Origin of the sequence: Desulfosporosinus shakirovi (assembly GCF_020595055.1) — a bacterium.
Lineage (GTDB): Bacteria > Bacillota > Desulfitobacteriia > Desulfitobacteriales > Desulfitobacteriaceae > Desulfosporosinus > Desulfosporosinus shakirovi.
In genome coordinates, this window is sequence record NZ_JAJDOO010000012.1 from 92612 (window position 1) to 119391 (window position 26780).

Here is a 26780-nt window from a genome sequence, read left to right on the forward strand (position 1 = left end):
TAAGCAAGAAAAATTAGATAACTTATCCTTCATTAGGACTTTCGTCCTAAACGCAGAATTGTTCTGATTTCTCTCTCTAATCTTCTGGAATAAGGAAGATCATCCTCATGCAGGACTAAAATCCTCCAACCATCTTTTATATATTTATTACTCTCACTAGGGCAGGCTGAATCATAACAGCTGATTAGCATATCCTCTACTTGAGCTAAAAATTCCTGATTCAGTAATGAAACATTCCATAAGACATGTGCTTTAGGGAAAATAAAGCTTAGAACATCATTAAGGCGTTCTGCGCTATATGGGATCTGGGAAGTTTGAACTAACTCACTAGCGTTTGCTAATATTGAAACACTTTTATGTGAATCTATATAAGAAGTATTTGATTTAACATCTGATTCAATGCACTCTTGCAACTTTTCCATACTATTAATCACTTCAAAATCCCCTGATACGATGTCAATTTTTTTATCTTTTTCTTCAATTAATACTTCCTTCTTATCACTCTCTGAAAATAAGATTTTATTTTGGCAGATCGAAGCTAAGGCAGGAATTATTTCAGGGATTTCTATTAGTTCAAACTCTTCAGGGATATCGCCCATCGCTTTTAACATACCTTCATTGATCATTCTATTCATTGTTTCGGTAAATGCAGGAAAGTTATTAATAACACGTGGATCAGGAAGTTGTTGTTCAATAATTTGTTTAAGTCCATCAACTAAATACTGGGAAGGAAATGTTGAAAATCCGTGTAATAAAGATGAGAGTTTTCCTGCAATTTGACATCCCTTTTGATATTCTACTTCTGAATCCTTCCCACTCAACAAAGATGTCGTAAATATTGTTTCAATAATTTGCTCTACCCATTCTTGAATTCTCGGATCGTTATGATAATAAGCCTCCATATTTATCCCCTTCCAAATTCTATATCTTTAATAGCTATGCTTGTATCCTTGACGGTATGAACATTCATATTAATAAAAAGAAGCTACAACAAATTTAAAAATTAAAGTCATTAACTAATTCTTTATGCAAAATAGACCTTTAATAGAATGAAAAAGAACACCCACTTGCAAGAAGCGGATGTTCTAAACTGGCTAAAATTTTAGCGAGCGCGGAAAACTTTAAGATAAGAATCAGCGTAAACGCTTCTATTAAGAAGGATCTGACAAGTAGCAGCAACGTCAACAAGATCATCATCATTGGCATCCATAATGGCTGCATCAAGTCCACTCGCAATTGCCATTGCCATATAAGTCCGATTAATCAAGTTGCGATCCGGAGATTTCTGAGATACGTTTGATAGTCCCAGTACCGTGCGTGGTGCTGGGTTTGCCAGCATTTTCACTTGTCTTAAGGAATCTAGAACTTCTGGTGCATGCTCCTGAGCAACGTTTACAGGAAGAATCAATGGATCAATGAATAGGTCTTCCATTGGCACTCCGTACTCATCTGCCGCAGCTACTAATTCCATTGCAAAAGCCACGCGATTTTCGGCGTCTTTTGGAATACCTTTCTTATCCATGGTCAGCCCGATAATTCCAGCATTATATTGTATAGCCATTGGGAAAACACGTTCTATCTTCACTTGTTCTGCAGGGCAAGAGTTAATAATTGCTGGACGCTTACAAACCTTTAAGCCCGCTTCAATAGCATCATAGTTTGTTGAGTCTAAGACAAGAGGCAATTCGGAAACTTCCTGAATAACATTAACCATCCACTCATAGGCTTCCACTCTTTCGTGAGTCGGAATAGCAGGACCGGAGTTAACGTCAAGGTAGTGTGCTCCTCCTTCTTGTTGCTTTACAGCCCAATATTGAATAGGTTTTGGATCTTTATTGCGAAGTGCATCTCCAATATCAGTAAACATTCCGTTAATCCGTTCGCCAAAAATAAGCATTCGGTCACGTCCTTTCATTTTAATAAATTAATTAGCTAAATGAAGGTAACTTTACAGATAGAAGTGTGAACCTATAATAGGGATTATTTCCCCGTCATATCGGCAATGTTCTTTTTGACAACACTCACTGCAGCAGGGTTACGCATTACAAGAATACTAGCTCCGACTTGAAGTACGCCAGAAGCTGTTACAGCCTCCCAAAGAACGCTGCGATCTGCTAGATCTCCCCATCCGGGAAACTCTTCATTAGATGCATAAGCTTCTTTACAGCGGTTAGCTTCGTATCCAACTGTACAAATGATAGGCATTGAAAGCATTTTATCATTTGCCAAGGCTCCTAGCCGTGCCCGCTCCATGATTGAATAAACATACTCAATTCCAAATCCCAGACCGGCAACCGTAGGATCAATGACAATTTTGTTTAGGGGCAGTCCCATCTCATTGATCAAGATATTGAGCTGTTTGCAGATATTAATGTCAAGTGGTGAACGGGCAATCAGAGTGTGTTTGTGTACCATCGCGGCAGCGGCAATGGACTTATAGTTATCTTGTTCAGCGATACCGATCAGGAGGTTTTCCCCTGTTGCAGCTTCAGCAATAACAGCCATAATCTCATTATTTTTTTCAGAGTCGTCGCACCCTTCCACAATAAGGGGGACCCCCACAGCTGCTAAGACATCTTTTACGATGCGTGCACAATCTTCTGGGGAACGGTTTTCGCCTTCGGGATCAGCGCCGTTCAGTTTTAGATAGATGAGATCTGCACCAAAATCATCAACGCATTTTTTAGCCCAAGCGGCTGGATCATTGATGACATCCCCAATTTGATTCATAATCATCTCATTCCAAGCAGGTACTACGTCTGTGACCTCCATTGCAATCACCGGACGGTTCTTCGTTTCTCCTTCAAAGTGGAGAAACGGTAAGGCACTGTCCCCTCCAACAGTAATTGTGGAGGTTCTAGTTCCTCCCTGTTCAGCAGTTGCGCCGAGTACTACCTCTCCAACTTTACTGGAATATTTTTCTTTTACTAACGTTACGGACATGAACTTCTCTCCTTTCTAGTTAAAGATTCCGGCACGGTTCAGTATGCTATCCACTGCCTGGACCGAGACGGCATCATCAGGCAAATCAAATAGTGGTTTGCCCGCCAAGTCATATTCCACAACTAAAGGATCTAAAGGAATGTCTCCAATAACAGTAAGACCAGTACGCTCAATCTCTTCTCTCAATGATTCCATACTTCCCTCTGTAGTCTTGGTTACAATCAAAAATATGGTTTGTACAGCAGATTTTAGCCCCCGAATAAGATCGTGAACTCTTCCCGCTGAACGAATCCCTCGAGCAGAAGAATCACTAATTACAAACATGACTTCAATGCGGGGAATCGTACGACGACTTATATGTTCCAAGCCTGCTTCAGAATCCACAGCCACAAAGTCATAGTTTTCCCCGATGTTCTCTAGATGTTTACGCAAGATGTCATTAGGATAGCAGTAACACCCGGCCCCTTGAGGCCCTCCCATGACGAGCAGATCAATTTCTTTCGACTCAACTAACGATTGTTGCAGTTTGTACTCGATAAAGATGTTTTTCGGCATACCCTCAGGAATTGCTTTAGGATCTTTACTTTGTTCAAGCAACTCCGATATTGTCGATGTAACATTCAAGCCCAACGCTTCGCCGAGATTTGCATTGGGGTCTGCATCGACTGCGAGTATTGAAGTCCCTTTTTTTCGGTGAACCATCTGCCTTAATAATAAAGCGGTGAATGTGGTTTTTCCTACTCCACCTTTACCTGCAACAGCTATATATTTAGACATAATTGACCTCCATTATAACGTTTATTGAAAAGATGGAAATAGGGACATATCCGTGTGGGGTAAAAACAAGGCGGCCATATATTCGTCCATATATGTCACTCCAACCGAAAGCTCGACATAGGTCATTTTTCGTCCTAATTCTTCTGCTTCCCGCCAGGCATTCTGAGAAAGTAAGGCGAGGCGTGCACCTTTGACGGATGCATTTCCAATAAATTCAAACCGTTCCGGTTCAAGATCTGGAAGCAGTCCAATTTGAACAGAATCATGAATATTAAGGTAATTGCCGAAACCGCCTGCAATGACAATCCGGCTAATCATTTCAATATCCACTGCAACCATATTCAGCAATGATCGGATTCCAGCATAGATAGCACCTTTGGCACGAATGACATTCTTGACATCATTCTCAGTAATGACCACATCTTTTTCTCCACCGGCTTGATAAGCCCAAGCTAAGACAAACTCCTTGTCATCCGTCGTCGCTCTTAATCGCTGTGAGCCCGACTTATGTCCTAGCTGGAAATTCCCAGCGCGGTCGATAATACCTGCACTGAGCAGTTTAGCTATACAATCCACAAGCCCCGATCCGCATATTCCTACAGGAGTTTGGTTATTAATCACCTTAAGGGACACGTCCAAGGTTTCAGGATCAATGATGATCCGTTCTATCGCCCCGGGCATAGCTCGCATACCAAAAGTAATACCGCCACCTTCAAAGCTTGGACCTGCAGAACAAGCGCAAGCGACAAGCCAATCCTGGTTTCCGAGAACAATTTCTCCATTCGTTCCTATATCAATGAAGAGAATAATATCTTCCCCATTGGCCAAGTCCGTCACCAGTGTTCCTGCTATAATGTCCCCTCCAACATAACTTGCTACTGAGGGGTAACAATGCACTATTGCCTCAGGCAACATATGGAGGCCAATCTCTCGAGCCGGGAATGAGGGAACGTTTGTCATAGTGGGAATATAGGGTTCCAACCGAATGTACCGCGGATCTACGCCTAAGAACAATTGGGTCATTGTTGTGTTTCCTGCCACCATTGCGCTAGCGATATTCATATTACTTAATGATTGACGAGTAAGAATCTTGTCAAGAAGTCCATTGACGGTTTCTACAACAGCATCTCTGATCTCTATTAAGTTCTGTTCGTTTTCAACTGCATACACTATCCGAGTTATTACGTCATCCCCATATTTCGCTTGTTTGTTATAAGTACCTTGTTGATCGACAATCTCTCCAGTTATAAGATTAATGAGATAAACAACAACTGTTGTTGTACCTATATCAATAGCAAGCCCATAAGGGGGGGCATCATTTCCCTGCTCAATATGCGTAATGGTTAACCCGGCTTCTGTATCTGTCATGGTAATGGATACATCCCAATTTGCTTTGCGAAGTGATTCAGGCAGCTGTTTAAGAATGGATAGAGGCATATGAATGGGTTTATCTCCAGTTTTTAGGACACGACGGAGTTCAATACTTAGACGTGCCCAATCACTGGAATTTTCGGTCAAGGTCGGTATGGAAAGTGAAATCCTCTGTTTAATAGCTAAAGGGTGATGCCCGAATTTATCGAGTAAATCATGTTCGCTCTCCTGTAGGAGTCCTTTTTGAACATCTCCCATCAACACTTGGTGTTCTTGTAACCTGGACTCAGGAGGCACCTCAATTGTCATATCCCCCTGGACCAAGGTTTTACAGGCAAGCCGAATTCCTTTAGCAAGTTGCTCGGGTGTTAAATTACCCGTCCCATTTACTAAGGAATCTCCACTTAAAACGTCAACTTTACAAGCTCCGCATGTTCCCTTACCACCGCACCCAGATTTGACCATAATTCCGGCTTTCGCGGCTGCGTTAAGCAGAGATGTACCCTGATCAGCTTCAATAACACGGTTCTCTGGCATGAATTTAATTCTAAATTGGGACATCGCTTTCACTTCCTTACTCTACCAAGAAATCCCATTAGTATGATGGTTTGTAGAAAAACATTGCCCATCTCTCAACGTAACGATTTGCTTAAGGTACCCTGCTCAGTCTTAAGTCAAAGATTTCGAGAAAGATACAATCCCGCTGGACTCACGTGGTCCAACAACGGTTTTCCAACCGGACAGTTCAGAAAGTTTTCCGGAAATTACTGCGACATAACCCGGAATGATGACATTGCGGTGTTTTACCTTATCGGCAATTCCACATGCATTCATTGCTTCGACGATTTTCTCAGGCTCGAATTTGCCAGCAGCGTAGGCTGTGAGGACGGATGTTCCGTCGGTATCAATTGGTAAGATATAGCTAGGAATTTTGGATGTTTCAACTTCACCTTCGACACTATAGTACGTTAGGGAGAAGTTAGTGGTAATATAAAATGGCGAATTTTCATCTACATTGCCAACAGAATGCAGTTTTGGTTCAACTTGAATTGGTTTTTGAGGATCTGTATAAATGTTCTGCTTTAAGGTCATTAACGGTAAAAGGTGAGCCTTTTTGCTGGTTTTCAAGACGACAGCACTGGCATATTTAGCCACATATACTGAGGCTTCCATGATTTCTTCCATTGGTTCAGTTTTGCTTGTATAGGCAATGACAGGGAATCCAAGCGGTCTGAATTTTTTCTTAATGGCTAAACGGCGAATATGGGTAAGATTTGCTAAAGTATCGACCGGTGTTCTTGTACCAGGATCTAAAACGAATTCTTTATAACCTAAAGCTTGTGCCTTAACTACAAGTTCTTCGAGAGCATCCAGTCCATCTGCTTTAATGATGACAGGAACTGAGTTTTCTTTAGCTAAGTTGACCATAGCTTCGTAGTTATCTGCAGTTGCCGCTCCAATAAGGGGTTTACGGGAGGCCAATAGTGCGAGAGCAGCTTTCATAGCCTCGGGATCACTGCTTAATAGAAGTAATGATTTATCTGTGGCTTCTGCCACAATAGCAGCTACCTTAACAAAGCGGGTAGCATCTCCGGATTCTTGAACTACAGCTACACCATCAATAGAGTATTGAAGACCGACACGCTCAAATTCTAAGCCCTTGATCTCCTCAATTTTGGCATTCAATTCATCATCACTTAAGGTATCTGACACAGAAATAAGTAAAGTCGTGGAATGATAAAAGGTTTTGTCATGACGGAAAAGAACTGTTTCATCTCCGAGAACAGAATCCTTACCGAATTTTATAGCTTTAATCGGAGGAGCAGCGGCAGAATCCAAGTTCTCTCGGGCAGCTTCAGTTACATAGGGGCAAGAGTCTAGAGCTGCTTTTCCTGAGGCCAATGCCATGGCAAAGGCTAGGCAAGTTGGAACGCCACATTCTCCGCAGTTTTTCTTGGGCATTTGTTTATAGATTTCTAAACCTGTAAGAGCCATTTTAAATCCCCTTTCTAATCGATCTAGGATGAAGCAGACCCGCAAGGTCCCTTTCGGGGACCTTGTCGTCTGCGAGAATATTACATTAGTGGTTCAAGGTTAAAGCATGGATGTCCATTTTCTTCAAGGAAAGGAATTATTTCTTCTACTGTGGTGCCAACGGACTCATCCGCAATCTTGTCTATGAAGTCTGCTCCTAAACCTTCATCAATGGAGCGTTGAATAAAGTCCTCACGCAAGAATTCTTTCAGTTCTTTTGGCATCCAGACAATACGGGCAAGTCCACCATCAGCAGGAATGAACTTTTTGCTGAGCAGATAAGTTCTTCCGATTCCCATGAACCCTGGAGTTTGCATTCCACCACCGCATGTTCCAGCCAGTGATGAGAATGTCATACCGCAAGGGGTCATTCCGGAATGTTCGCGAGTCGTCAGCATGAGACCGTTCGCTTCAGGAACAATTGCCATGATAGCCTCAAAGCAACCGCAAGAGGTCATCGGTTTATCCATTAAAGTATAGAGGTTAACCTCTTCTAAGGTGTTGTTCGAAGCTTTAAACAGATAATCATTCGTACTTTGCCACATACCTTTTAGCTCATCAATTGCTGGCCCTTTAGGAATAGGTTGGTTGGGTCCGTTTGGTGCGATCTCATAGGATGCTTTAGCATCTAGCCAGCTCACTGCACCACACAAACCAACCCTTTCAGGAGTAACTATACAAACATGGTTTGGTGCAAAGGACTGACAAAGTAAACAGGAATAGAAATCTTCGACTGACTCATCGGTTAAACTCCTCATACGATCGTCACGAGCACGATATCGTTCGCGTGCTTTGACAAGGCCTTCCTCAACTGCGGCTTGATCAGTAATAAGAGTCACTTGAACACGGTCTACAATAGCTGGGAATTCTTGTTTTAACTTCGCCAACAGGAGTTCACCCAGATGCTTAATTAAGAAACCCTTTGATCTGGCATCTTTGGAAATCCGCACCCAACATAAATCACGCTGAGCAACGTGCCAGACACCCTCTCCATAGTTTGCAAAGTAGTGGATTCGACGCTCCAAAACTCCTTCAAAATCATCCTGCATTTTACGTCCGAAAATGTCGATCCTAATTCCCAAAGGAAGTCTGGATCCTTCTGGGACAGTATCGATTTCAGGCCCGATGACTGTGACCTGACCGTCAACAACTTCATCAGGTCCCACTGATTGAACAAGCTCAAAGGCTGTAGAACGACCGCCACCAAATTCCACATAGGTTTCAGCTTTGCGGATGGATTCTCCTTCAAAAGCAGGCCCAAAGTTTACAGGAATCGGGATTTCAATATTAGTTAGTTTAATGCCTCGAACTTCCAGTGCTAATGGAACGATTTTCTCATAGTCAGGTTCAGATACGTACCAATCAGGGATTTGCATGTCTTCAGGAAGCACTTGATCTGAAATAGTTGGGAAGCCCATGAAAATTGCGCCCATTGAAGCTGCTAGCTTGACATCATCTGTCTCGCCAAGGCTTAGGACAAATGCCCGAATCCGACGACGTTGATAATCCCGATGGTTTTCACGTTCTCCAGCTGGAATTCCACCGAAAGCTAGACCTGCGCGGAAGGCATAGTTTACAGCGTGAATAATCTGGGTAAAGTTTCCTAGAGGAAAAGCAATGTAGTCTTCCCCAATTTTGACGTTTACTTCGAGTAACTGCTCAATGACCTCATCACACAGAAAGATCATAAATCCTTTACCCATCAGATTATCAACGATTTTCTTAGCTGCTTGAGAATCTTTTGCTCGCCCAAGAATTACCGCAACTCCTGGAATAGTCCAGTCAACCATCTTGATTCCGTGTTTCCGTACTATCGGGTCACCTAAGAATCCAGTCCAAGGTTTAACTTTAGGCTCTTCTCCACGCAGATAATTGATTGTCTCAATGACTTCAGCCGCATATAGGGTAGATTCACCCCAAAGTCTAGCATTTTCAAAGGTAAGATCTGTACGAATTTGACTGCGCATACGGTTCAGAATAGGAACCAGTTCACCTAATTTGGTCACCTTTTCTCCTGAAAGACAGGTGATAACTGGAAGGTGGTAGGCAGTATCTGGATAACCAACTTCTTGCTCAGTACCAAAATCCTTAATTGCTCGATTCAATAAGATTTCCGCATAAGTCATCGCAATGGTTGTACCATCATACGCTCTTCGTAAGAGTTTTTTTGGTTGATTATTAGGATCTTTAATTGCGTCTGCGTAAATTTCCTCCATAGACATAAACATTCCTCCTTTCTTACCAACCTTGCGCTATTGCTGTGTCGTTCTTCTCCGCCGTTTGCCTGTGAATGCCTAATTTCCAAGTTCTATACTCTAAAGCATCTAAGAGTTTTGTCGCTCCAATAGCAGGATCGACTTCAAATATAAAATTTCCGCCAAAAACGTCATGGGCAATTTGAGTCGTAATTCCATAGACAAGGTCACTGCCTTCAACTGGGGGCAATGAACCGACATGGGTGGGCAGTCCTAAAGTGACACACCAAGAACCAATCGCAACAGCTTTTTCATGCATGGCTTCAGGAGCAGATGCGACAAAAGGAACTTTAGGAATATCAACTCCAAGTTCATTAGCCATTGCAACTGCCAAATCTGCCGCTCGGCTGTTATCCACACAAGAGCCAACATGAAATACTAGGGGAAGACCGGTGGCCAATTGGGGATTTGCTGCTTCCAGGGTTTGAATGAATGACTTAAGCCCTTCCCCAGCATAAGTATCAACCGCTAAGGGGGACATAAGACCAAATTTCGCAAACGCTCCTGAGGAACAGCCTGTGGAAATAACGAAAACGTCATTTTTCACGAGTTCTTTCAAGACAGTTATATGGGACTCATCTTGAGCCCGTTTAAGATTGTTACATCCGGCCATGAGACATACTCCTTTGAGCTGTCCACTCTGAATGGCATCTGTCAGGACGGATATCGGACGTTCGGGGTTGATCTTTGAGAAAATCTCGGTAAGCGCTTCTATACTGAAACCAGCTACAAGCTTATGCTTTTCGTTAGGAATGGAGATTTTCTTGGGATCCCGATGCTTATAAGCTTCAATAGCAATCTTTATAAGCTTCTTGGCATCTTCCATAGCTGTGGTGGTGTTGAAAGCGATGTGTTGAGCACTTGGGACTTTCATAATAGCTTCTGTAGTAATAACTTTTGTATGATAGCATTCCGCTATGGTTTGCACAGCTGGATAGATACACTGAATATCTACGACCATCGCATCTAAAGCACCCGTTAAGATGGCCATTTCTTGAGAAGCGGAAGATGTTGCTAAGTATACACCTTCCCGCATGAGCAGTTCATTACCTGTACAGCAGATTCCTACGATATTGACCCCTTCAGCTCCAACTTTTACTGCCTCTTCTTTCATCGCTCGAGCAGCAGCAACTACCATTTCGCTCAGTACCGGGTTATGCCCGTGAACAGCAATATTCACCATTTTGGGGTTAATTACACCTAAGTTTGCTTCCGATACGATAGGTTCGGGAATTCCAAACAACACGTCGCTTAGATTTGTGCCGATATATTCCCCACCTAAGTCAGCAAGTGCACTTTTGAGTCCTCCGAAAATGATATTTACCGGATCACTGTCGACGCCCATGGCGGTCTGAGCAATAAGCTCAGTTATTGATCCGTCAATATTTTTCGGCATAATATTAGTGTGCCGGAATTTCTTACAGCGTCCTTCAGTCATAAATGAATCAAGAAACGCTAACGGACGATCTTGATAACGTCCAAAATCTGCATATCCAATCTCAACAACGTCTCTGAGGATATCCTTATCCCCACGGTCAAGAGTGGCTACTCCAAGTTTTTCTGCTAATTTATGAAGCTTTGCTGGAGATTTGATTTCGTAATCGTCGGCATGTCCATCGACTAATGCATGAGCTGTGTGCAAAACATGGCGTGCATGCTCAGAGTGAGATGCGGCTCCTCCAGCAATCATGCGGACAATGTTACGTGAAACAATGGTATAAGCTGAGGCTCCGCAGATTCCACGACTTCCAGGACCGTCCTCTTTTTTAACACGACAAGGGCCGGCGATACAGATACGGCAACATATCCCTTTGTATCCAAACGCACATTGAGGTTGTTGAGCAACTACCCGATCATAAACCGTCTCAATATTCTTATCCTTAATCATTTCCAACATTTGAAGGGCACCGGGGTCGGTTGTACGAATGGGATTCTTAGGATCTACGACTCGCGGTGCGTCGGATGGTCGGGCGGTATGGGTTAAATCCCGATATCTTGGCATATTACACCCTCCTCTTTATTAAGATCTTGTTTCTTAGAAAATATTCATCTCTACTACGAAACCTCTGTCATCTCCCTTCGTCTACGATTTTTTGGTAAATTATATTGAGCTCAACTCCCAGAGACCCACCAGGCAACTCGATATTACCTGTATTTAAGGACATTTCCAACAGCTCGTCACTGTAAGGGATGATGCCAATAAGCTGTTCTTTAGGAAAGTGGTCTCTAAGAAAACTTTCATCTTTAGAATTGCGAACTTTGTTGCCAACTACAAGTACTCGAGGAATACCCAGTTCAAAAGCGAGCTGTTGTATTACCTTTACGGTTTGAATGCTTACCTTACTCGGTTCTGTGACAATGACTAAAACATCGACTCCTAAAGCTGTGCCCCTGGTTAGTTGTTCAATTCCTGCCCCCATATCTAAGATGACTGTATCTTTCTCCCCAAGGATTAGCGAATTAACTAAGGCTTGAAGAAAGCTGTTTTCTTTACAGTAACAAGAAGTGCCGCCTCCTTTTATGTTTCCCATGCGAAAGAACCTAAGAGCTCCCAACGAGATGCTGTAGTCATCAAGTATATTATCTACGTTGGGATTAAGTGGATAATAAGTTCCACTTCCCCCCATGCGCTCTTCGATTAATTGTTTCATATCAACAATCGGCTTTAGATTCGCAAGTACATCATCAGAGATTCCTAAGATCGTCCCTAAACTGGCATCTGGGTCAGCATCAACTGCTAATACAGATATCTCTTTATTTGAGAGCCATTGGGCAAAATTTGCAGCAAAAGTAGTTTTACCAACGCCACCTTTGCCAGAAATTGCTATTTTCAACGAAACTCAACTCCTTCTCTGCATTTAATCATAAGCCTGTTAATCTAATGCTGCGCTTTTATTAATTATATATTCTTTTTTTGTTTCACAAATCCTGCAAAATTTCTGAATATATTTTTTATTTTAACCAACTTTTTTAAATGACTAAGAACGTGGTTTTATTGTTTAATATTTCTGTATATTCAGATAAATGTCACATTTTTTTAATGTAACTCACAAATTAAACGATTTTACCTTTAAAATTATAATATGCAACTTAATTTCTATTTAGTTTTAAGATATAAAATTAAATTTAGGCTAAATTATGTCTCCGTTATTATATTTGAATTCTAAGAGAATTAATTTATGGATTGCTCGTTTAGAGGTCATTAAACATTGCTCATGCACTCCAATTATGTACGCCTTCAATCGACCTATTCTAAGGGCTCTGATAAATAAAAGATCATTAAATTCACTCTTCCTGAAAACTAATATAAAATTTCAGACAGACAGTTTAGTAGGCCAAGGGTGAAATGCAAGTCCAAACGCGCCTGCTCCAACGTGAGTTGCTATAACTGGTCCGGCTTCAAATAAACGAACTTCATGCTCCGGATAGCGAACCTGAAGTTCGTTAAGCAATACTCTTCCCTCTTCAGGTATATTGACGTGCATAACACAAATTCGATAACGTTTGCCAGCAGATAATGCCCGATCTAATTGTTCAAGAACAGTCTGCCAAGCCCGTGAACGTGAACGTACTTTATCAAAAACATCAATATGGGCGCTTTTATTAAAATAAAGAATTGGTTTAATTTGTAGCAATGTCCCTACCAGAGCAGCCGCTCCACCAATTCGCCCGCCTTTTCGAAGATTTTCTAATGTATCCACTATGAAATAAAGTTCCGTTTCTTGGATCAGAATTTTTAATTTGTCCATAATTTCTAAAGCACTTAAGCCCTGTTGTGACCACTCAGCTGACGCCCATGCCAAAACACCAAGACCTAATGCAGAAGATCTTGAATCAAAAATGTGAATATTTGGGTTTGAGGCCAGCTCCTTAGCCATTTGCGCGGAATGCAATGTGCCGCTTATTGCTGAGGAGAGATGAATACTCACGATATCCTCGATACCTTCAGAAAACATAGCTTCGTAAGTCTCTAAAAATTTGCCAACGGAAGGTTGAGATGTTGTAGAAAGACCGGAGATATAACTTAACTTTTTAAAATAAATCTGATTGGTTAATTCTGTTTCTGAATACGTTTCGTCTCCGATATTCACATTAAGAGGCACTACGCGAATTTGAAATTGTTCAAGAATATCCTTCGATAAATATCCTGTCGAATCCACAACTATCCCTATTTTCCTCAAATCTATTTCTCTCCCTTATGTCTAAAAAACCTTGGAATTTCTTAAAATACATTGTTTGAATAAAGTATATCTTAAATCAAAAGGGGTAGCAATCAAAAAACCCAGCAATTGGATTAATACGCTGCCTTTTTACCTATATTTTAACATTTTTAGTAATTGTGGTAACAAATCGGTATAGGAGTATTCTATTATAAAAAGTAAAATTTTTCAATGAATAGTCATTCATTTTTAGAATATTTTATAATTTTATGTATTATTTTAAATTAAGTAGATTGGTTATGCCTAAATAGGTTGACAGAACTAATATGATTTGTTAGTATGATAGACGTTCTTAAATACGGGGCGTGGCGCAGTTTGGTAGCGTGCTTGGTTCGGGACCAAGAGGCCGTGGGTTCGAATCCCGTCGCCCCGACCACTTTGAACTTCCACTAGGAAAACAGGTTTTGAAATTATTAAAAGTAATCAAGCTACTGCAGGTTAACGATATTTTACTTAAGGTCAACGATTTCTTACTATACTGAACCACTTTGTTCTTGCATATTTTAGAGAACAAAGTGGTTTTTATAATTCTACCACCATCTTCCAGCAGTTACTGCCTACTGTGAGACACCTTGTTTTTCTTAATGATAAATATGTCTTCTTTAAAAATATATCAGCTATGTCAATCACTTGATAAATATAAGAGCACTCTATAAATAGAGGCCTCTAATTAATATTCAGTATATTAAGCTTAATCAAACTATTTGAAACCTCTTAATACAAAATTCTTATAATTCACAGAAGGAAAATATCTTTATAAAAGCCCTTCTTTTAATATAATTCTATTTTTGTTGACTAATGCTCCCTTAGTTGCTCTTAATCTGAGAATAATGATAAAATAATCTTAAGAACCTAACCTAGTTTAAAGTGCAACGTTCTAAATAATTGGGTTAATTTAATCAAAGGAGTCTTTTATAATGTTACAAGGTCTGAAAACATTCGTTCGGACAGTAGAGGAAGATGATATTGACACAATATACCAATGGTATAGTGATCAAGAGGTTAATTTTTGGTCTTCTGGCGCTTGGCCTCTAAATACTCTGCAGAGCAAAGATCAGATTGCTGTTAAATTTCTTGATGGGTCACCAGATATTTACCGCTATTCTATACTCGATGAAAATGATCACCTCATCGGAACTATTGGTTTTAAGGAACTCAATATACCTGGTCGATCAGCGTCAATTTATATTGTTATTGGGGATAAAGCTTATTGGGGAAAAGGGTATGGAACAGATGCCTTAATTGTATTTGCGCGTTTTCTCTTCACGCAGTGGAATTTCCACCGACTCTCGCTAGATACTTGGGATGAGAATATCCGAGCTATAAAAGCGTATGAAAAAGTTGGGTTCAAAGTTGAAGGCCGTCAACGTGAAGCTCGTTACGTGTTAGGAAACTATCATGATGCCATTCTCATGGGTTTGTTAAACAGTGAGTTTCTGGCCCTTCACGGAAAATAATCCGAAGCTAAACTTGAATCTTGGTAATAGGGTTGCTAAAATCAATAGTCTGGAGTAAACTATAAGAAATTCAATAGTTGTATACTCCTCTGGGGTTGGGTGAAATTCCCTACCGGCGGTAAAGCCCGCGAGCCTTTTTTGGCAGATCTGGTGAAATTCCAGGGCCGACAGTACAGTCTGGATGAGAAGAGGAACAGTTACAAATTGCGTACTTACGCTTTTTTTGAGCTGTGTCTTATTCAACACCTAGAGAAAAACGGGTGTTTTTTTGTTTTCATTTTTATCTAATTTATCGCTTTTTGGAGACACTAAATCAAATAATTAGAAAGGGAATTCTTATGCACAAATCAAGTCCCTCCGATCTTAACGATGAACAATTTATGAAAAGGGCGCTCGATTTAGCGGCCATGGCATTGGGCAGGACCAGCCCTAATCCTTTAGTTGGGTGTGTTATCGTTAAGAATGATAAGATTTTAGGTGAGGGGTTTCATCATAAGGCCGGAACCCCTCATGCCGAAATTCACGCTCTGACAGCCGCAGGTGATCAAGCACAAGGAGCTACTGCGTATGTTACACTGGAACCGTGTTCCCATTTTGGCCGAACTCCTCCCTGTGCTGATGCATTAATCCGCGCTAAACTCAGACGGGTTGTCGTTGCCATGAAGGATCCTAATCCACTGGTCGCAGGCCGAGGTCTAGAACGCTTGCTACAAGCCGGAATTCAAGTTGACGTAGGGTTATTCTTAAAAGAAGCCTTACTTCTAAACGAAACCTTCATTAAATCAATAACTGCAGGCCTGCCATTTGTTGTTTACAAATCGGCAATGACCTTAGACGGAAAAATTGCCACAGAAACTGGGGATTCACAGTGGATAAGCAATGAAATCTCACGCCAATATGTTCATCAGCTTCGTGATCGTTATGATGTTATCCTAGTAGGCAGTCAAACCGTTCTTCAGGATAACCCTGCCCTCACTTGCCGTCTTCCCAGTGGGAAAGACCCCATTCGACTTATTGTAGATGGAAAATTAGTCATTGACGAACATGCCCAAGTGCTTACCTCTTCGAAATCCAGTCCCTGTATAATAGCCACTTCGCTTTCAGCATCGAGAGAGAAAGTTGAACGTCTGCGAAGCCTCCATCAAGTTGAAGTGTGGCAATACAATACAGAGAGATATGTCCCTTTGGAAAAGCTGATGCGTGATCTTGTCCAGCGCGGTTGGATAAGTGTCTTATTAGAAGGAGGAGGCGGACTGGCGGGTGCGCTTCTTCAAGAAAAGTTAGTCGACAAAGCAGAGTTTTTTATTGCACCTAAACTTGTTGGCGGAAAAGGTCCTTCTCCCCTTTCAGGTTTACACATCGGACGCATGGCTGATGCTATAGGGCTAGACAATCTCTGCATTGATATGAAGACAGGCGACCTGCACGTTACAGGATATATACACCCGAAAGGTTTAGATTAGGCTATTATGCTATCTATGACTTAGACCGCAGATGCATTAGGGAGGAGAAAGATGTGTTTACCGGAATTGTAGAAGAACTAGGCATCGTCCGAGCCCTTCGACTCTTGCCAGAATCAGGTCAACTTACTCTTGAAGGAAAAAAGGTTCTTGATGGAACCCAAATTGGAGACAGCATTGCTGTCAATGGAGTTTGCTTAACCGTTATTCGACTAGGTGACCGAGAATTCACAGTAGATGTAATGGCCGAATCATTATCAAAAACGAATTTGGCTGGACTAAAGAGTGGCAGTCGTGTTAATCTGGAACGAGCTTTACAGCTTCAAACCCGTTTAGGCGGACATTTAGTTAGCGGGCATGTTGACGGGGTCGGCAACATTCGTCGAATTGTTCCATGGGGCATCGCTCAAGTCTATGAAATCAATGCTCCCCCTACTCTTCTTTCATATATGTTACCGAAAGGTTCAATTGCTATTGACGGAATTTCTCTTACCACGATTGACGTAGAAGCCGATTATTTTACAGTCTCTCTGATACCCCATACTTCCAAGGAGACTACCCTGGGATTCAAGGGAATTGGAGCGAGCGTCAATCTTGAAACAGACCTTATTGGTAAATACGTTGCTCGTTTTATGGGGCTTAATGCGACTTCAAGCGATTACAAAAAGGATTTGTCACTAAGTTTTCTAGCTGAACATGGATTTATCTAATTCGAATCGTCCGATAGATGGAACAATGAGGAGAGTGTAAACAATGTCATTTAATACAATAGAAGAAGCTTTAGAAGATATACGACAAGGTAAAATGGTTGTAATGGTAGATGACGAGGACCGCGAGAACGAAGGTGACCTTGTTATGGCTGCCGAAATGGCAACTCCAGAAGCAATTAACTTTATGGCAACCTACGGACGAGGTTTAATTTGTGTTCCGATGACCAAGGATCGAATTCATGCCTTACAACTTGAGCAGATGGTAACTAATAATACCGATCCTCATGGTACGGCCTTCACGGTAAGTGTTGATTCCGTCACAAGTTCTACTGGAATTTCCGCTTTTGAACGAGCGGAAACTGTCAAGGTTCTTGTGAACCCTCAGAGCAAACCAATCGACTTACAACGTCCCGGGCATATCTTCCCACTCCTGGCTCGAGAAGGCGGAGTTTTAGTTCGTGCAGGTCACACGGAAGGTTCTGTTGATTTAGCACGTCTTGCCGGACTGAAACCAGCAGGCCTGATTTGTGAGGTTATGAATGAAGACGGAACAATGGCAAGAGTACCAGATCTCCAATTATTTGTAGAAAAGCACAATCTTAAATTGGTTACCTTAAAAGATCTAATCAGTTATAGACGCCAAGCGGAAAAACTAATAGAAAAGGTTGAGAGTATTCAGCTCCCTACTGGTTTTGGTGAATTTCGTGCTGTAGGTTATCTCAGTATTCTTGACAAAGAAGAACATGTTGCATTAGTTAAAGGTACAGTTGACGATGGTAAACCTGTGCTGGTCAGGGTTCACTCAGAATGTTTAACCGGTGATGTTTTTCATTCCCGTCGCTGTGACTGTGGAGAGCAACTTTCTGCCGCTATGCAAGAGATTGAGCGTGAAGGACGCGGAGTGTTGCTTTATATGCGTCAAGAAGGCCGCGGAATCGGTTTATTAAATAAATTAAGAGCGTATAAACTTCAGGAAGAAGGGAAAGACACTGTGGAGGCAAATCTCGCCTTAGGATTTCCGGAGGATCTGCGAGACTATGGCGTTGGTGCCCAAATTTTAGCCGATCTTGGAATTTCTCAAGTCCGTTTAATGACCAATAATCCACGCAAGATCGTCGGACTAGAAGGGTATGGTCTAAAAGTAGTTGAACGTGTCCCTTTAGAGATCTCGTGTAAACCAGAAAACACAAAATATCTTTGCACTAAGAAACAAAAAATGGGACATATTTTATCAGAAGTACAGTAGTGGAATCATTAATATTAATTGGTCGTTAAAGATAAGCTTTGTTCAGATACTGAAAGGATGGTTATAAAATGAAAACTTATGAAGGTAATTTAATTGCTCAAGGGCTAAAAATCGGAATTATTGCTGCGCGTTTTAATGAGTTTATTACAAGTAAATTAGTAGGTGGCGCAATTGATGCACTACAGCGACACGGGATAACTGAAAACAATATTGAATTAGCCTGGGTCCCCGGAGCCTTTGAAATCCCCTTAGTTGCTCAAAGAATGGCCCTCTCTAATAACTATGATGCAGTCATATGTCTTGGTGCTGTTATTCGTGGGGCAACACCTCATTTTGACCTTGTCAGCAATGAAGTCAGTAAAGGAATTGCCCAGGTTGGCTTACAAACCGGGATACCAGTGATTTTCGGTGTCATTGCAACTGACAGTATTGAGCAGGCAATTGAACGAGCGGGAACTAAGGCAGGAAACAAAGGCTTTGACGCAGCAATGACTGCAATAGAGACAGCAAATTTACTCAAATCATTTTAATGATAAACTATTTATAGCTTTAAAAAACAAAATTAATTAGAATAATATGGAGGTTTGTCCACTAAAAACTCCTTGTCAAATAGTATAATCTTTATTAAACTCTTATAGGTGTCTATTTTTTGACAAGGAGTTGAGAGTGCCATGACTTCGAACCTTCCCAACGTAGCCAAGGAGATAGCCATGCTTGAAGCTGCGCGCTCCGGCAATAAAGATGCTTTAAATGAAATTATTCAACATTATGAACCTGAAATCCGTATGATTGCTTCTAAGTATTTCTTACCTAGAGCAGACTATGAGGATTTGTTACAAGAAGGTCGAATTGCGATATATCGGGCGATTATATCGTATGACGAAGAATCCGGTATTCCCTTTCTTCATTTTTTAAGGATGGTTATTAAACGGAAACTCATCGATAGCCTTCGTAAATATACACGCCAAAAACACGCGAACCTTAATGAAGCCTATTCTCTTAATAACGTAGTTTCTGAGACAGAGGAAACAAGCTTTTTAGAATTATTACCAAACGCTGAGGACCCAGCATCAATGGTTATCGCTAACGATGAAGTCCATTCCATGATTCAAGATTTAAATAAGAATATGTCAAATCTTGAACGCTTGGTATTTGAACACTATTTCATCCAAGGATTTAAACAACGGGAAGTGTCCGAGCACTTAGGGCTTCATCCGAAATCCTTAGATAATGCAATCCAACGCATACGCCACAAAACTGCACTTTATCGTTCTAGACAAGTTGCAGGTTAATTTTTAAAATATTTTAAATCGAGTAGGAGGCGGAGTTTCTCCACCGTCCTCTCACACCACCGTACGTACGGATCCGTATACGGCGGTTCGTTAAGCGTTGCGAATTTCCAAATATCGGTCCATGAGGCTCATTAGTCCAAGCTTTTGCCAGTATTCCTTCGTCAAGATGAAATTCAGAAGCAGGGATGCAGCCCATGGGCCTTTTCTTGTATTTGAATAGCCCAAGGCCATCCACTCTGGAGCACCATGTGCTCTAAACTCCCGAATTCTGTCTTGACTCTCTTCCATTGCTTCCATACACACATGCGTAAACGATGACGTATCCATTCGTCCATATGCCCAAGTATCTTCTTTGCGTCAGCTAGAGCATAGTAGCCCATCAAGTATTGAGAGAGTTCCTTTACCCGATCCTTCATTGGGATCGGGGTTTTCCTTTGAGTTAGTTCCCGTATTTTCTCTCTCAATCGTTCAATCGTTTTAGGGGCTAGGCGAATGCCAATTTGCTTACCTGTATAGAAGCTAAAACCCAGAAACTTACGTTTCCAGGGACGATCTACTGAACTCTTTTCAAGGTTTACTACTAGCCTCAATTTCCCTTCCAAGTACTTGGTTATGCTATCCATGACTCGTCTGCCTGCTCGGAAGCTCTTTACATAAATGTTCACATCATCTGCATAACGCACAAAGTTGTGCCTTCGACGTGTGAGCTCTTTATCAAAATCATCCAACATGATGTTCCCAAGTAACGGACTCATTGGGCCTCCCTGCTGAACTCCTTCTTCCGATTTAGTTACGATTCCCCTTTGGAGTACTCCTGCTTCTAGATACGCCCGAATGAGTTTCAGGACACGCTTGTCCTTGACCTTTCTGGCTACCCTCGACATTAGCCTATCGTGATTTACGCGGTCGAAAAATTTGGACAGATCGGTATCAACGACGACCTTGTATCCTTGCTGGATGTAGTCCTTTGCTTGACGGACTGCGTCATGCCCCTTCTTTCCTGTTCTGAACCCGTAACTATACGGGGAGAAATCCGGATCAAAGATTAGGGTTAGTACTTGGTTTAGGGCTTGTTGAATTAGACGGTCTACAACGGTAGGTATACCTAGCAATCTTGTTCCGCCGCCGGGTTTTGGTAATTCCACTCGCCGGACTGGACTCGGTTTGTAAGTACCTTCTAGAAGAGTTTCTTTGGTTTTAGCCCAGTTTTCTTTGACATATCGCCGGAGGTCTTTTACCGTCATGCCATCTATTCCCGGGGCTCCTTGGTTTCTCTCCACCCGATGACGTGCCTGAAGCATGTTCTCTCGTTCCAATACCTGCTCCAACAATCCGATTCCTTTGTTCGGGGTTGTTCCTTTGGGTTGCGCCGTCTCAAAACTAGGCCCTTGACCTACGGCCCACTGTGTATTCACCACATTCTTCCGTAAGAAGGCTTCTTGTGAAGTTTTCTGCTGTCTCTGCTTTGAGTTCGAGCTTACCAAATTCCATCCCTCACTTATCGTTCTGGCCTTCACGTTCGTTAATTACCGAAAGCTACTATGCCGTCTGCTGACTTCTGCCACTTCAATCAAACTTCTCAGCTTGAGTTACAAAGTTACTTCGTTAGGTGGCAGATCTCCCCGGGTAAGAACGTTGTCTTTCTCTCCATCTACCTGCCTCATTTACTCCCTGCAATCTTCGACAGCATGGACTTCGTTTTGTAATGCAAACTCATCCAATTGCAAAGAGCCTTATATAAGGTTCGTGTTCCTCAGGCCGGAGATTTGCCGCTTGCTTCCTTCAGATTTCACCTCACGGTGAACACCCTTGCATTAAGCTATGGCTACTGCTGTCTTCACCTTTCGGGACTTTCACCCTAGAGACAACGCCCATGCCGGGCGCACAAAATAAAGAACCGGGAATTATATTCTCGGTTCTTTATTACGCTTGAACTATGCTATTCCACCACTTTGAGTTATCAATTTACTCACTTTACTATGCGCATTAGTCGCTTCGTTGGCTAAGCGTAAGTATATATCTCGTAAATTAGCATGATGAGCACGCGTGGCAAAAGTCATGTACCCAGTAGCAGCAGCCGCAGCGTCTTTTTCATAATCATAAAGCATATCCAAATCGCTAAATTGGCTCATTTTTCTACCCCCTTTCTATTGAATTTCTACCATTCCTTTTTTAAAATAACCTACTACATCTTCTAAACCTTTGGCTTGTTCTTTAAAGAAACCCTTAACAGCGGTGTCTTTTGCCATTTCATTGTAAATTTGGCACTTTCTCATAGCGGTTTCGGTCTCAATTAAGCTTCGGGTTAACATGCCTTGGTCAAGGATTTTCTTCGTTTCCATATCATTTAGTTGCATCAAGAACCCTCCTTCTGAAAAACTAATTTACATAACATTCTCAGGATGCCTAAATAATCCTTAAATTATTCATAATAAATAAACACAAATAGTTCAAATAGATACTATGCTGGACAGGCAGGATGTTCATGAGTTAAACTGAAAAGGTACAAGGATTATTATACACATTGTTAATAGAAACATTACATAATTTTAGGTTTTGAGAATGGAGGTATAAACATTTGGAGACACCAGAATTCAAGCGTGGTTTCCGCGGGTATGATTCCGATGCTGTTGACCAAGCGTGGGCAGAAAGCGAACGACAACTATCTGAAGCAAATGCAGCTAACAAGGAACTGCGCTTACAGATTAACAGTTTAAGGGAACAAAATTCAGAATGGGGAAATCGCCTCAAGTATTATGAGCAGATTGAAAAAGATCTAAGAGATGCCCTTGTAAGCGCCCAAAGAATCGCTAATCAAGTAAAAGATGAAGCAACAATACTGGCAGAAGAGCTTCTTCAATCCGCTCGCAGCGAGAGTGAAGTCATACTAAGTAAAGCAGCGCATCTTTCGGAGTCCAAGGAAATCGAAGCAGACAATATGCTCATTGAAAAGCGGATGGAAATTGTACAACTAGAGGAACAGATTCAAGGACTGATTGAGCAAAAAACGGAACTACAGACTCTCGTTGATCAAGTCAGGCAATATTTGGATAAAATCAAGGACTTAATTATGTAAATAATATTCCATAGATGTAAAGGCAGAATCCCTTGACTAATTTTCATTAGATCAAGGGATTCTGCCTTTAATTATTATTAACTCACTTTATCTTTAAAGGGAGAAAATGAATAGTTCCCCAATTCGTCAACATCGACAAAAATATCTTGCCCTTCCTTAAATTCTCCTTTCAGAAGTTTGAGAGCCAAAGAGTTCTGCAAACGTTGTTGAATCACTCGTTTAAGAGGCCTTGCTCCGTAAATTGGGTCATACCCTTCATTCGTAAGTTGTTCCTTTGCCTTTGATGATAGGGTCAGTGTGAGTTTGCTTTCACTTAAGCGTTTACGTAGCTGACCAAGCTGAATATCGACAATCTGTCCAATATGATGACGTCCAAGTGGATGAAAGATTATAATCTCATCAAGTCGATTGATAAATTCCGGCCGGAAATAGTGTCGAAGTTCTTCATTAATGCTGGATCGCACTTCTTCCTTGCCAGCGTTGCGTTGAGTTAATTCTTGAATAGTCGGACTGGCAATATTACTGGTTAAAATCACTACTGTGTTTTTAAAATTTACTATTCGTCCCTGACCATCGGTTAACCTTCCATCATCTAGAAGTTGCAATAATATATTGGAAACATCGCTATGCGCTTTCTCTACTTCGTCAAAGAGAAGGACACTGTAAGGTTTGCGTCGGACGGCTTCTGTGAGTTGTCCCCCCTCTTCATAACCGACATACCCGGGAGGAGCTCCGATCAGTCGTGACACAGAATGTTTTTCCATATACTCGGACATGTCAATCCGAACCATTGCTTGTTCATCATCAAAGAGGAATTCTGCCAACGCCCTTGAAAGTTCTGTCTTCCCTACCCCCGTAGGACCTAGGAAGAGGAATGAACCTAAGGGTCGATTCGGGTCTTGCAACCCTGCTCGCGCTCGACGCACGGCATCGGCAACAGCACGAACAGCTTCTTCTTGACCAATAACTCGCTGATGAATTCGATCTTCCATCTCAATGAGCTTTTGCATCTCACTTTCCATTAATTTGGATACGGGAACATGGGTCCAGGTTGCCACGATTTCCGCAATGTCTTGTTCAATTACTTCTTGTTTCAGTAAAGTATTTTTCTTATCTTGCAGTTTTTCCTCCGTGCTTTTCAGTTCTTTCTCCAAATTAGGGATTATTCCGTATTGAAGCTCTGCAGCTTTATTATAGTCAAGTTGCTGTTGAGCTTGCTCCATTAAGATACGTGAACGATCTACCTCTTCTTTTAGTTGTTGAATCCTAACAAGAGTTTCACGTTCTCCCTGCAACTGAGCCTCCATGCCAAAACGTTCTTCCTTAAGATTACCTAATTCTTCCTCGATTTTCGCTAAGCGCTCTTTACTGGCATCATCCTTCTCTTTCCTTAAGGCTTCCCGTTCTATTTCGAGTTGCATCATTCGACGTTTAATTTGGTCTAAATCATGAGGGTCACTAGTAATTTCCATACGCATGCGTGCACCGGCTTCATCAATTAAATCAATTGCTTTATCAGGCAGGAAGCGGTCACTAATATAACGATCTGAAAGAACAGCTGCCGCAATAATTGCCCCATCAGTAATACGTACACCGTGATGTGTTTCGTAGCGTTCTTTAAGACCGCGCAGAATTGAAATAGTATCTTCCACTGTGGGTGCTTCCACCATAATAGGTTGGAATCGCCGTTCGAGAGCGGCATCCTTCTCAATGTGCTTGCGATATTCTGCGAGTGTTGTAGCACCCAGCATACTGAGTTCTCCTCGAGCAAGCATCGGCTTGAGCATATTACTGGCATCCATTGCTCCTTCAGCTACTCCGGCTCCTACAACTGTATGCAGTTCATCAATAAATAAGATTACATCATCACGGTCCTGGATTTCTTTGAGTACGGCTTTTAATCGTTCTTCGAACTCCCCACGATACTTAGCTCCAGCAATTAAGGTTCCCATATCTAGAGAAATCACTTGTTTATCCTTAATTGCCTCCGGAACATCTCCACGAACAATTCTTTGAGCTAAACCTTCTGCGATGGCTGTTTTACCAACCCCTGGCTCACCAATGAGGACAGGGTTATTTTTCGTGCGTCTGGATAGAGTTTGAATGACCCTGCGAATTTCTTCGTCCCGGCCGATAACTGGATCTAGACGTCCACGCCTTGCTTGTTGCACTAAATTAAGCCCATATTGCTCGAGCGCAGCGTAGGTCCCTTCAGGATTGGGACTCGTGACACGTTGGGTTCCCCTAACTTCACGCAATGCTTGAAGCAATTTTTCTCGAGTCAATCCGGCTTGCTTTAGAACTTGTTGGGCAGACACTCCGGCCTTTTCCCAGATCCCAAGCAGTAAATGTTCTGTACTGACGTACTCATCGCCAAACGGTGCCATCTCATCATGAGCAGCTACCAAAACACTGCGCAAGCGGGGAGAAATGCTCATTTGCACATTTCCGCCGTTAATTCGAGGAAAGCGGTTGATCTCTTGACGTATAGTTTGGATGATGGATCCAACTGCCATGCCTAGTTTAGTTAATACTTGAGGAACAACGCCATCACCTTGCTCTAAGAGGGTGAGTAATAGATGCTCCGGTTCAACTAGACTGTTCCCGTTGCGTTCCGCCATTATTTGGGCACCTGTGATTGCTTCCTGTGATTTTTGGGTAAAACGGTTGGTATCAAATGACATAATCGCTCACTCCTTTTCAAGCTGGTTTCAATTTTATAGCGCTATGGTATGACACTACAGAACAACTCCTCGTTTATCTGCCAGGTCACGCAGAGCCAAAATTTCAGAATCGCTCATATTTTCGGGTAACTTAATCGAAACTTCTAGAAAAAGATCCCCCTGTTGAGCAGGCTTCTCTAAATTTGGCATACCTTTGCCTTTCAGGCGAAATTTCTTTCCGTTTTGGGAAAGTGGGGGAATTTTTAGCAAGACTTCACCACTAAAAGTTTTGACACTGACTTCTCCTCCTAAAACCGCTCGATAAAAATCAACCGGGATTTCGGCCCTTAAGTCATCTCCATCGCGAAGGAAATAGGAATGCGGTTTTACCGTTATAATTAAATAGAGGTTCCCGGCTGGTCCGCCCGAAATTCCCAGACTGCCTTGACCCGAAAGCCGTACCTTAGAACCGGTCCGTACCCCTTTTGGGATCTTGGCCTCAATTTGCTTTTCACCTGTTCGAATGACTCTAGTTGTACCAGTATAAGATTCCTCCAGAGTTACTTGAACTTCAACTTCAAGATCCTGTCCTTGACGGGGACGACCAGCAGCGGGCCCTCCGCTAAATCCTCGACCTGGTCCTCCAACTCCTCCAAAGAGAGTTGAGAAGAAGTCAGAATACCCTTCCCCTCCAAAATTAAATCCACCTGTTTTACCCGAGCCACCGAACATTTCTGCAAAATCTTCCGGGGACATGGTATAGGTATGCCCTCCGCTCCCACCACTGGGATTCGATTGCCAACGATCCCAATTGTAATCCCCGCGACCTCCTCGGGCTTTCCATTGTTGATAGTCTTGACGCAACTCATCGTATTTACGTCGTTTTTCAGGATCACTAATTGCTTGATATGCCTCTGTAGCCTCTTTGAATTTTTCTTCAGCAACTTTATCTCCGGGATTAACATCCGGATGATACTTTTTAGCTAGTTTCTGATAAGCTTTCTTAATGGTTTTTTCATCGGCATCGGCTGAAACACCTAAGCTCACATAATAGTCTTTAAAATCCATACTTTCACCTCATAACACTACATTTAGTCAGCATTATTTTATATAGAGTAGCTATCCCCTAGATTTTTATATCCTAAAAGACTCTTAATAATTTACAGTATTTTTCCTTGTTGACAAAATTATAGTCTATTTTATCCTGAAGGTCAATATTGGTCAGAGATTTTTATATCACTATTTGATCTGATCACATTAACTTTTTTTAATAAAA

21 protein-coding genes, 1 tRNA gene, 1 pseudogene and 1 riboswitch are annotated in these 26780 nt (G+C 41.8%); of the genes and pseudogenes, 8 read left to right on the plus strand and 15 right to left on the minus strand.

What is annotated here, in order from left to right; translation table 11 throughout:
• Nucleotides 1-32: 32 nt before the first annotated feature.
• From LJE72_RS12520 to LJE72_RS12565, 10 genes are all read right to left on the minus strand, one after another.
• Nucleotides 33-902, minus strand: a complete 870-nt coding sequence (locus LJE72_RS12520; RefSeq protein ID WP_229247905.1) for a hypothetical protein — start codon at nt 900-902, stop codon at nt 33-35.
• Between the two features lie 200 nt (nt 903-1102).
• A complete protein-coding gene (locus LJE72_RS12525; protein ID WP_229247907.1) occupies nt 1103-1897 on the minus strand; it encodes a methyltetrahydrofolate cobalamin methyltransferase in 795 nt (264 codons plus the stop codon).
• A gap of 83 nt (nt 1898-1980) precedes the next feature.
• The gene (locus tag LJE72_RS12530) at nt 1981-2943 is read right to left on the minus strand and encodes an acetyl-CoA decarbonylase/synthase complex subunit delta (protein ID WP_229247909.1); all 963 of its coding nucleotides are present in this window, start codon (nt 2941-2943) and stop codon (nt 1981-1983) included.
• Between the two features lie 15 nt (nt 2944-2958).
• Complete coding sequence (locus LJE72_RS12535; RefSeq protein ID WP_229247911.1) at nt 2959-3720, minus strand: ATP-binding protein; 762 nt, start codon at nt 3718-3720, stop codon at nt 2959-2961.
• Nucleotides 3721-3741: 21 nt separating this feature from the next.
• On the minus strand, nt 3742-5652 hold the full coding sequence (locus LJE72_RS12540; RefSeq protein WP_229247913.1) for an ASKHA domain-containing protein: 1911 nt from the start codon (nt 5650-5652) through the stop codon (nt 3742-3744).
• Nucleotides 5653-5760: 108 nt separating this feature from the next.
• Nucleotides 5761-7086 carry an acetyl-CoA decarbonylase/synthase complex subunit gamma gene (gene acsC, locus LJE72_RS12545; RefSeq protein ID WP_229247915.1) on the minus strand — a complete coding sequence of 442 codons (1326 nt, stop codon included), beginning with the start codon at nt 7084-7086 and terminating at the stop codon, nt 5761-5763.
• Between the two features lie 80 nt (nt 7087-7166).
• On the minus strand, nt 7167-9347 hold the full coding sequence (gene acsB, locus LJE72_RS12550; protein WP_229247917.1) for an acetyl-CoA decarbonylase/synthase complex subunit alpha/beta: 2181 nt from the start codon (nt 9345-9347) through the stop codon (nt 7167-7169).
• A 16-nt stretch (nt 9348-9363) separates the two neighbouring features.
• Entirely contained in the window at nt 9364-11382 is a 2019-nt protein-coding gene (cooS, locus tag LJE72_RS12555) for an anaerobic carbon-monoxide dehydrogenase catalytic subunit (protein ID WP_229247919.1), read from the minus strand.
• 67 nt (nt 11383-11449) lie between these two features.
• The gene (locus tag LJE72_RS12560; protein WP_229247921.1) at nt 11450-12214 is read right to left on the minus strand and encodes an ATP-binding protein; all 765 of its coding nucleotides are present in this window, start codon (nt 12212-12214) and stop codon (nt 11450-11452) included.
• Nucleotides 12215-12694: 480 nt separating this feature from the next.
• Complete coding sequence (locus LJE72_RS12565; protein ID WP_229247923.1) at nt 12695-13561, minus strand: DegV family protein; 867 nt, start codon at nt 13559-13561, stop codon at nt 12695-12697.
• A gap of 338 nt (nt 13562-13899) precedes the next feature.
• On the opposite strand from LJE72_RS12565, the gene LJE72_RS12570 reads away from it, so the two are divergent.
• The 7 genes from LJE72_RS12570 (at nt 13900) to LJE72_RS12600 (ending at nt 19765) form a co-directional block, all read left to right on the plus strand.
• A tRNA-Pro gene (locus LJE72_RS12570) sits at nt 13900-13976 on the plus strand.
• A 541-nt stretch (nt 13977-14517) separates the two neighbouring features.
• Nucleotides 14518-15057, plus strand: a complete 540-nt coding sequence (locus tag LJE72_RS12575; RefSeq protein WP_229247925.1) for a GNAT family N-acetyltransferase — start codon at nt 14518-14520, stop codon at nt 15055-15057.
• Between the two features lie 81 nt (nt 15058-15138).
• Nucleotides 15139-15254: riboswitch (FMN riboswitch) on the plus strand.
• Nucleotides 15255-15395: 141 nt separating this feature from the next.
• On the plus strand, nt 15396-16520 hold the full coding sequence (gene ribD / locus LJE72_RS12580; protein ID WP_229247927.1) for a bifunctional diaminohydroxyphosphoribosylaminopyrimidine deaminase/5-amino-6-(5-phosphoribosylamino)uracil reductase RibD: 1125 nt from the start codon (nt 15396-15398) through the stop codon (nt 16518-16520).
• Between the two features lie 53 nt (nt 16521-16573).
• A complete protein-coding gene (locus LJE72_RS12585; RefSeq protein ID WP_229247928.1) occupies nt 16574-17227 on the plus strand; it encodes a riboflavin synthase in 654 nt (217 codons plus the stop codon).
• 43 nt (nt 17228-17270) lie between these two features.
• Nucleotides 17271-18473: a bifunctional 3,4-dihydroxy-2-butanone-4-phosphate synthase/GTP cyclohydrolase II gene (locus LJE72_RS12590; protein WP_229247929.1), complete on the plus strand. Its 1203-nt coding sequence runs from the start codon at nt 17271-17273 to the stop codon at nt 18471-18473.
• A gap of 68 nt (nt 18474-18541) precedes the next feature.
• The gene (gene ribH / locus LJE72_RS12595; RefSeq protein ID WP_229247930.1) at nt 18542-19003 is read left to right on the plus strand and encodes a 6,7-dimethyl-8-ribityllumazine synthase; all 462 of its coding nucleotides are present in this window, start codon (nt 18542-18544) and stop codon (nt 19001-19003) included.
• Between the two features lie 141 nt (nt 19004-19144).
• Nucleotides 19145-19765: a sigma-70 family RNA polymerase sigma factor gene (locus LJE72_RS12600; RefSeq protein WP_229247931.1), complete on the plus strand. Its 621-nt coding sequence runs from the start codon at nt 19145-19147 to the stop codon at nt 19763-19765.
• A gap of 90 nt (nt 19766-19855) precedes the next feature.
• Here the strand turns inward: LJE72_RS12600 and ltrA are convergent.
• From ltrA to LJE72_RS12615, 3 genes and pseudogenes are all read right to left on the minus strand, one after another.
• Nucleotides 19856-21093, minus strand: a pseudogene (gene ltrA, locus LJE72_RS12605) (group II intron reverse transcriptase/maturase).
• 606 nt (nt 21094-21699) lie between these two features.
• Nucleotides 21700-21897 (minus strand): spore coat protein, encoded by a 198-nt coding sequence (locus LJE72_RS12610; protein WP_229247933.1) that lies wholly within the window; start codon nt 21895-21897, stop codon nt 21700-21702.
• A 15-nt stretch (nt 21898-21912) separates the two neighbouring features.
• Entirely contained in the window at nt 21913-22122 is a 210-nt protein-coding gene (locus LJE72_RS12615) for a hypothetical protein (protein ID WP_229247934.1), read from the minus strand.
• A gap of 221 nt (nt 22123-22343) precedes the next feature.
• On the opposite strand from LJE72_RS12615, the gene LJE72_RS12620 reads away from it, so the two are divergent.
• Nucleotides 22344-22841 carry a DivIVA domain-containing protein gene (locus LJE72_RS12620; protein ID WP_229247935.1) on the plus strand — a complete coding sequence of 166 codons (498 nt, stop codon included), beginning with the start codon at nt 22344-22346 and terminating at the stop codon, nt 22839-22841.
• Between the two features lie 77 nt (nt 22842-22918).
• Here LJE72_RS12620 and clpB read toward each other — a convergent pair whose 3' ends face one another.
• Entirely contained in the window at nt 22919-25525 is a 2607-nt protein-coding gene (gene clpB / locus LJE72_RS12625; RefSeq protein WP_229247937.1) for an ATP-dependent chaperone ClpB, read from the minus strand.
• 54 nt (nt 25526-25579) lie between these two features.
• Entirely contained in the window at nt 25580-26572 is a 993-nt protein-coding gene (locus LJE72_RS12630) for a DnaJ C-terminal domain-containing protein (protein ID WP_229247939.1), read from the minus strand.
• Nucleotides 26573-26780 lie beyond the last annotated feature (208 nt).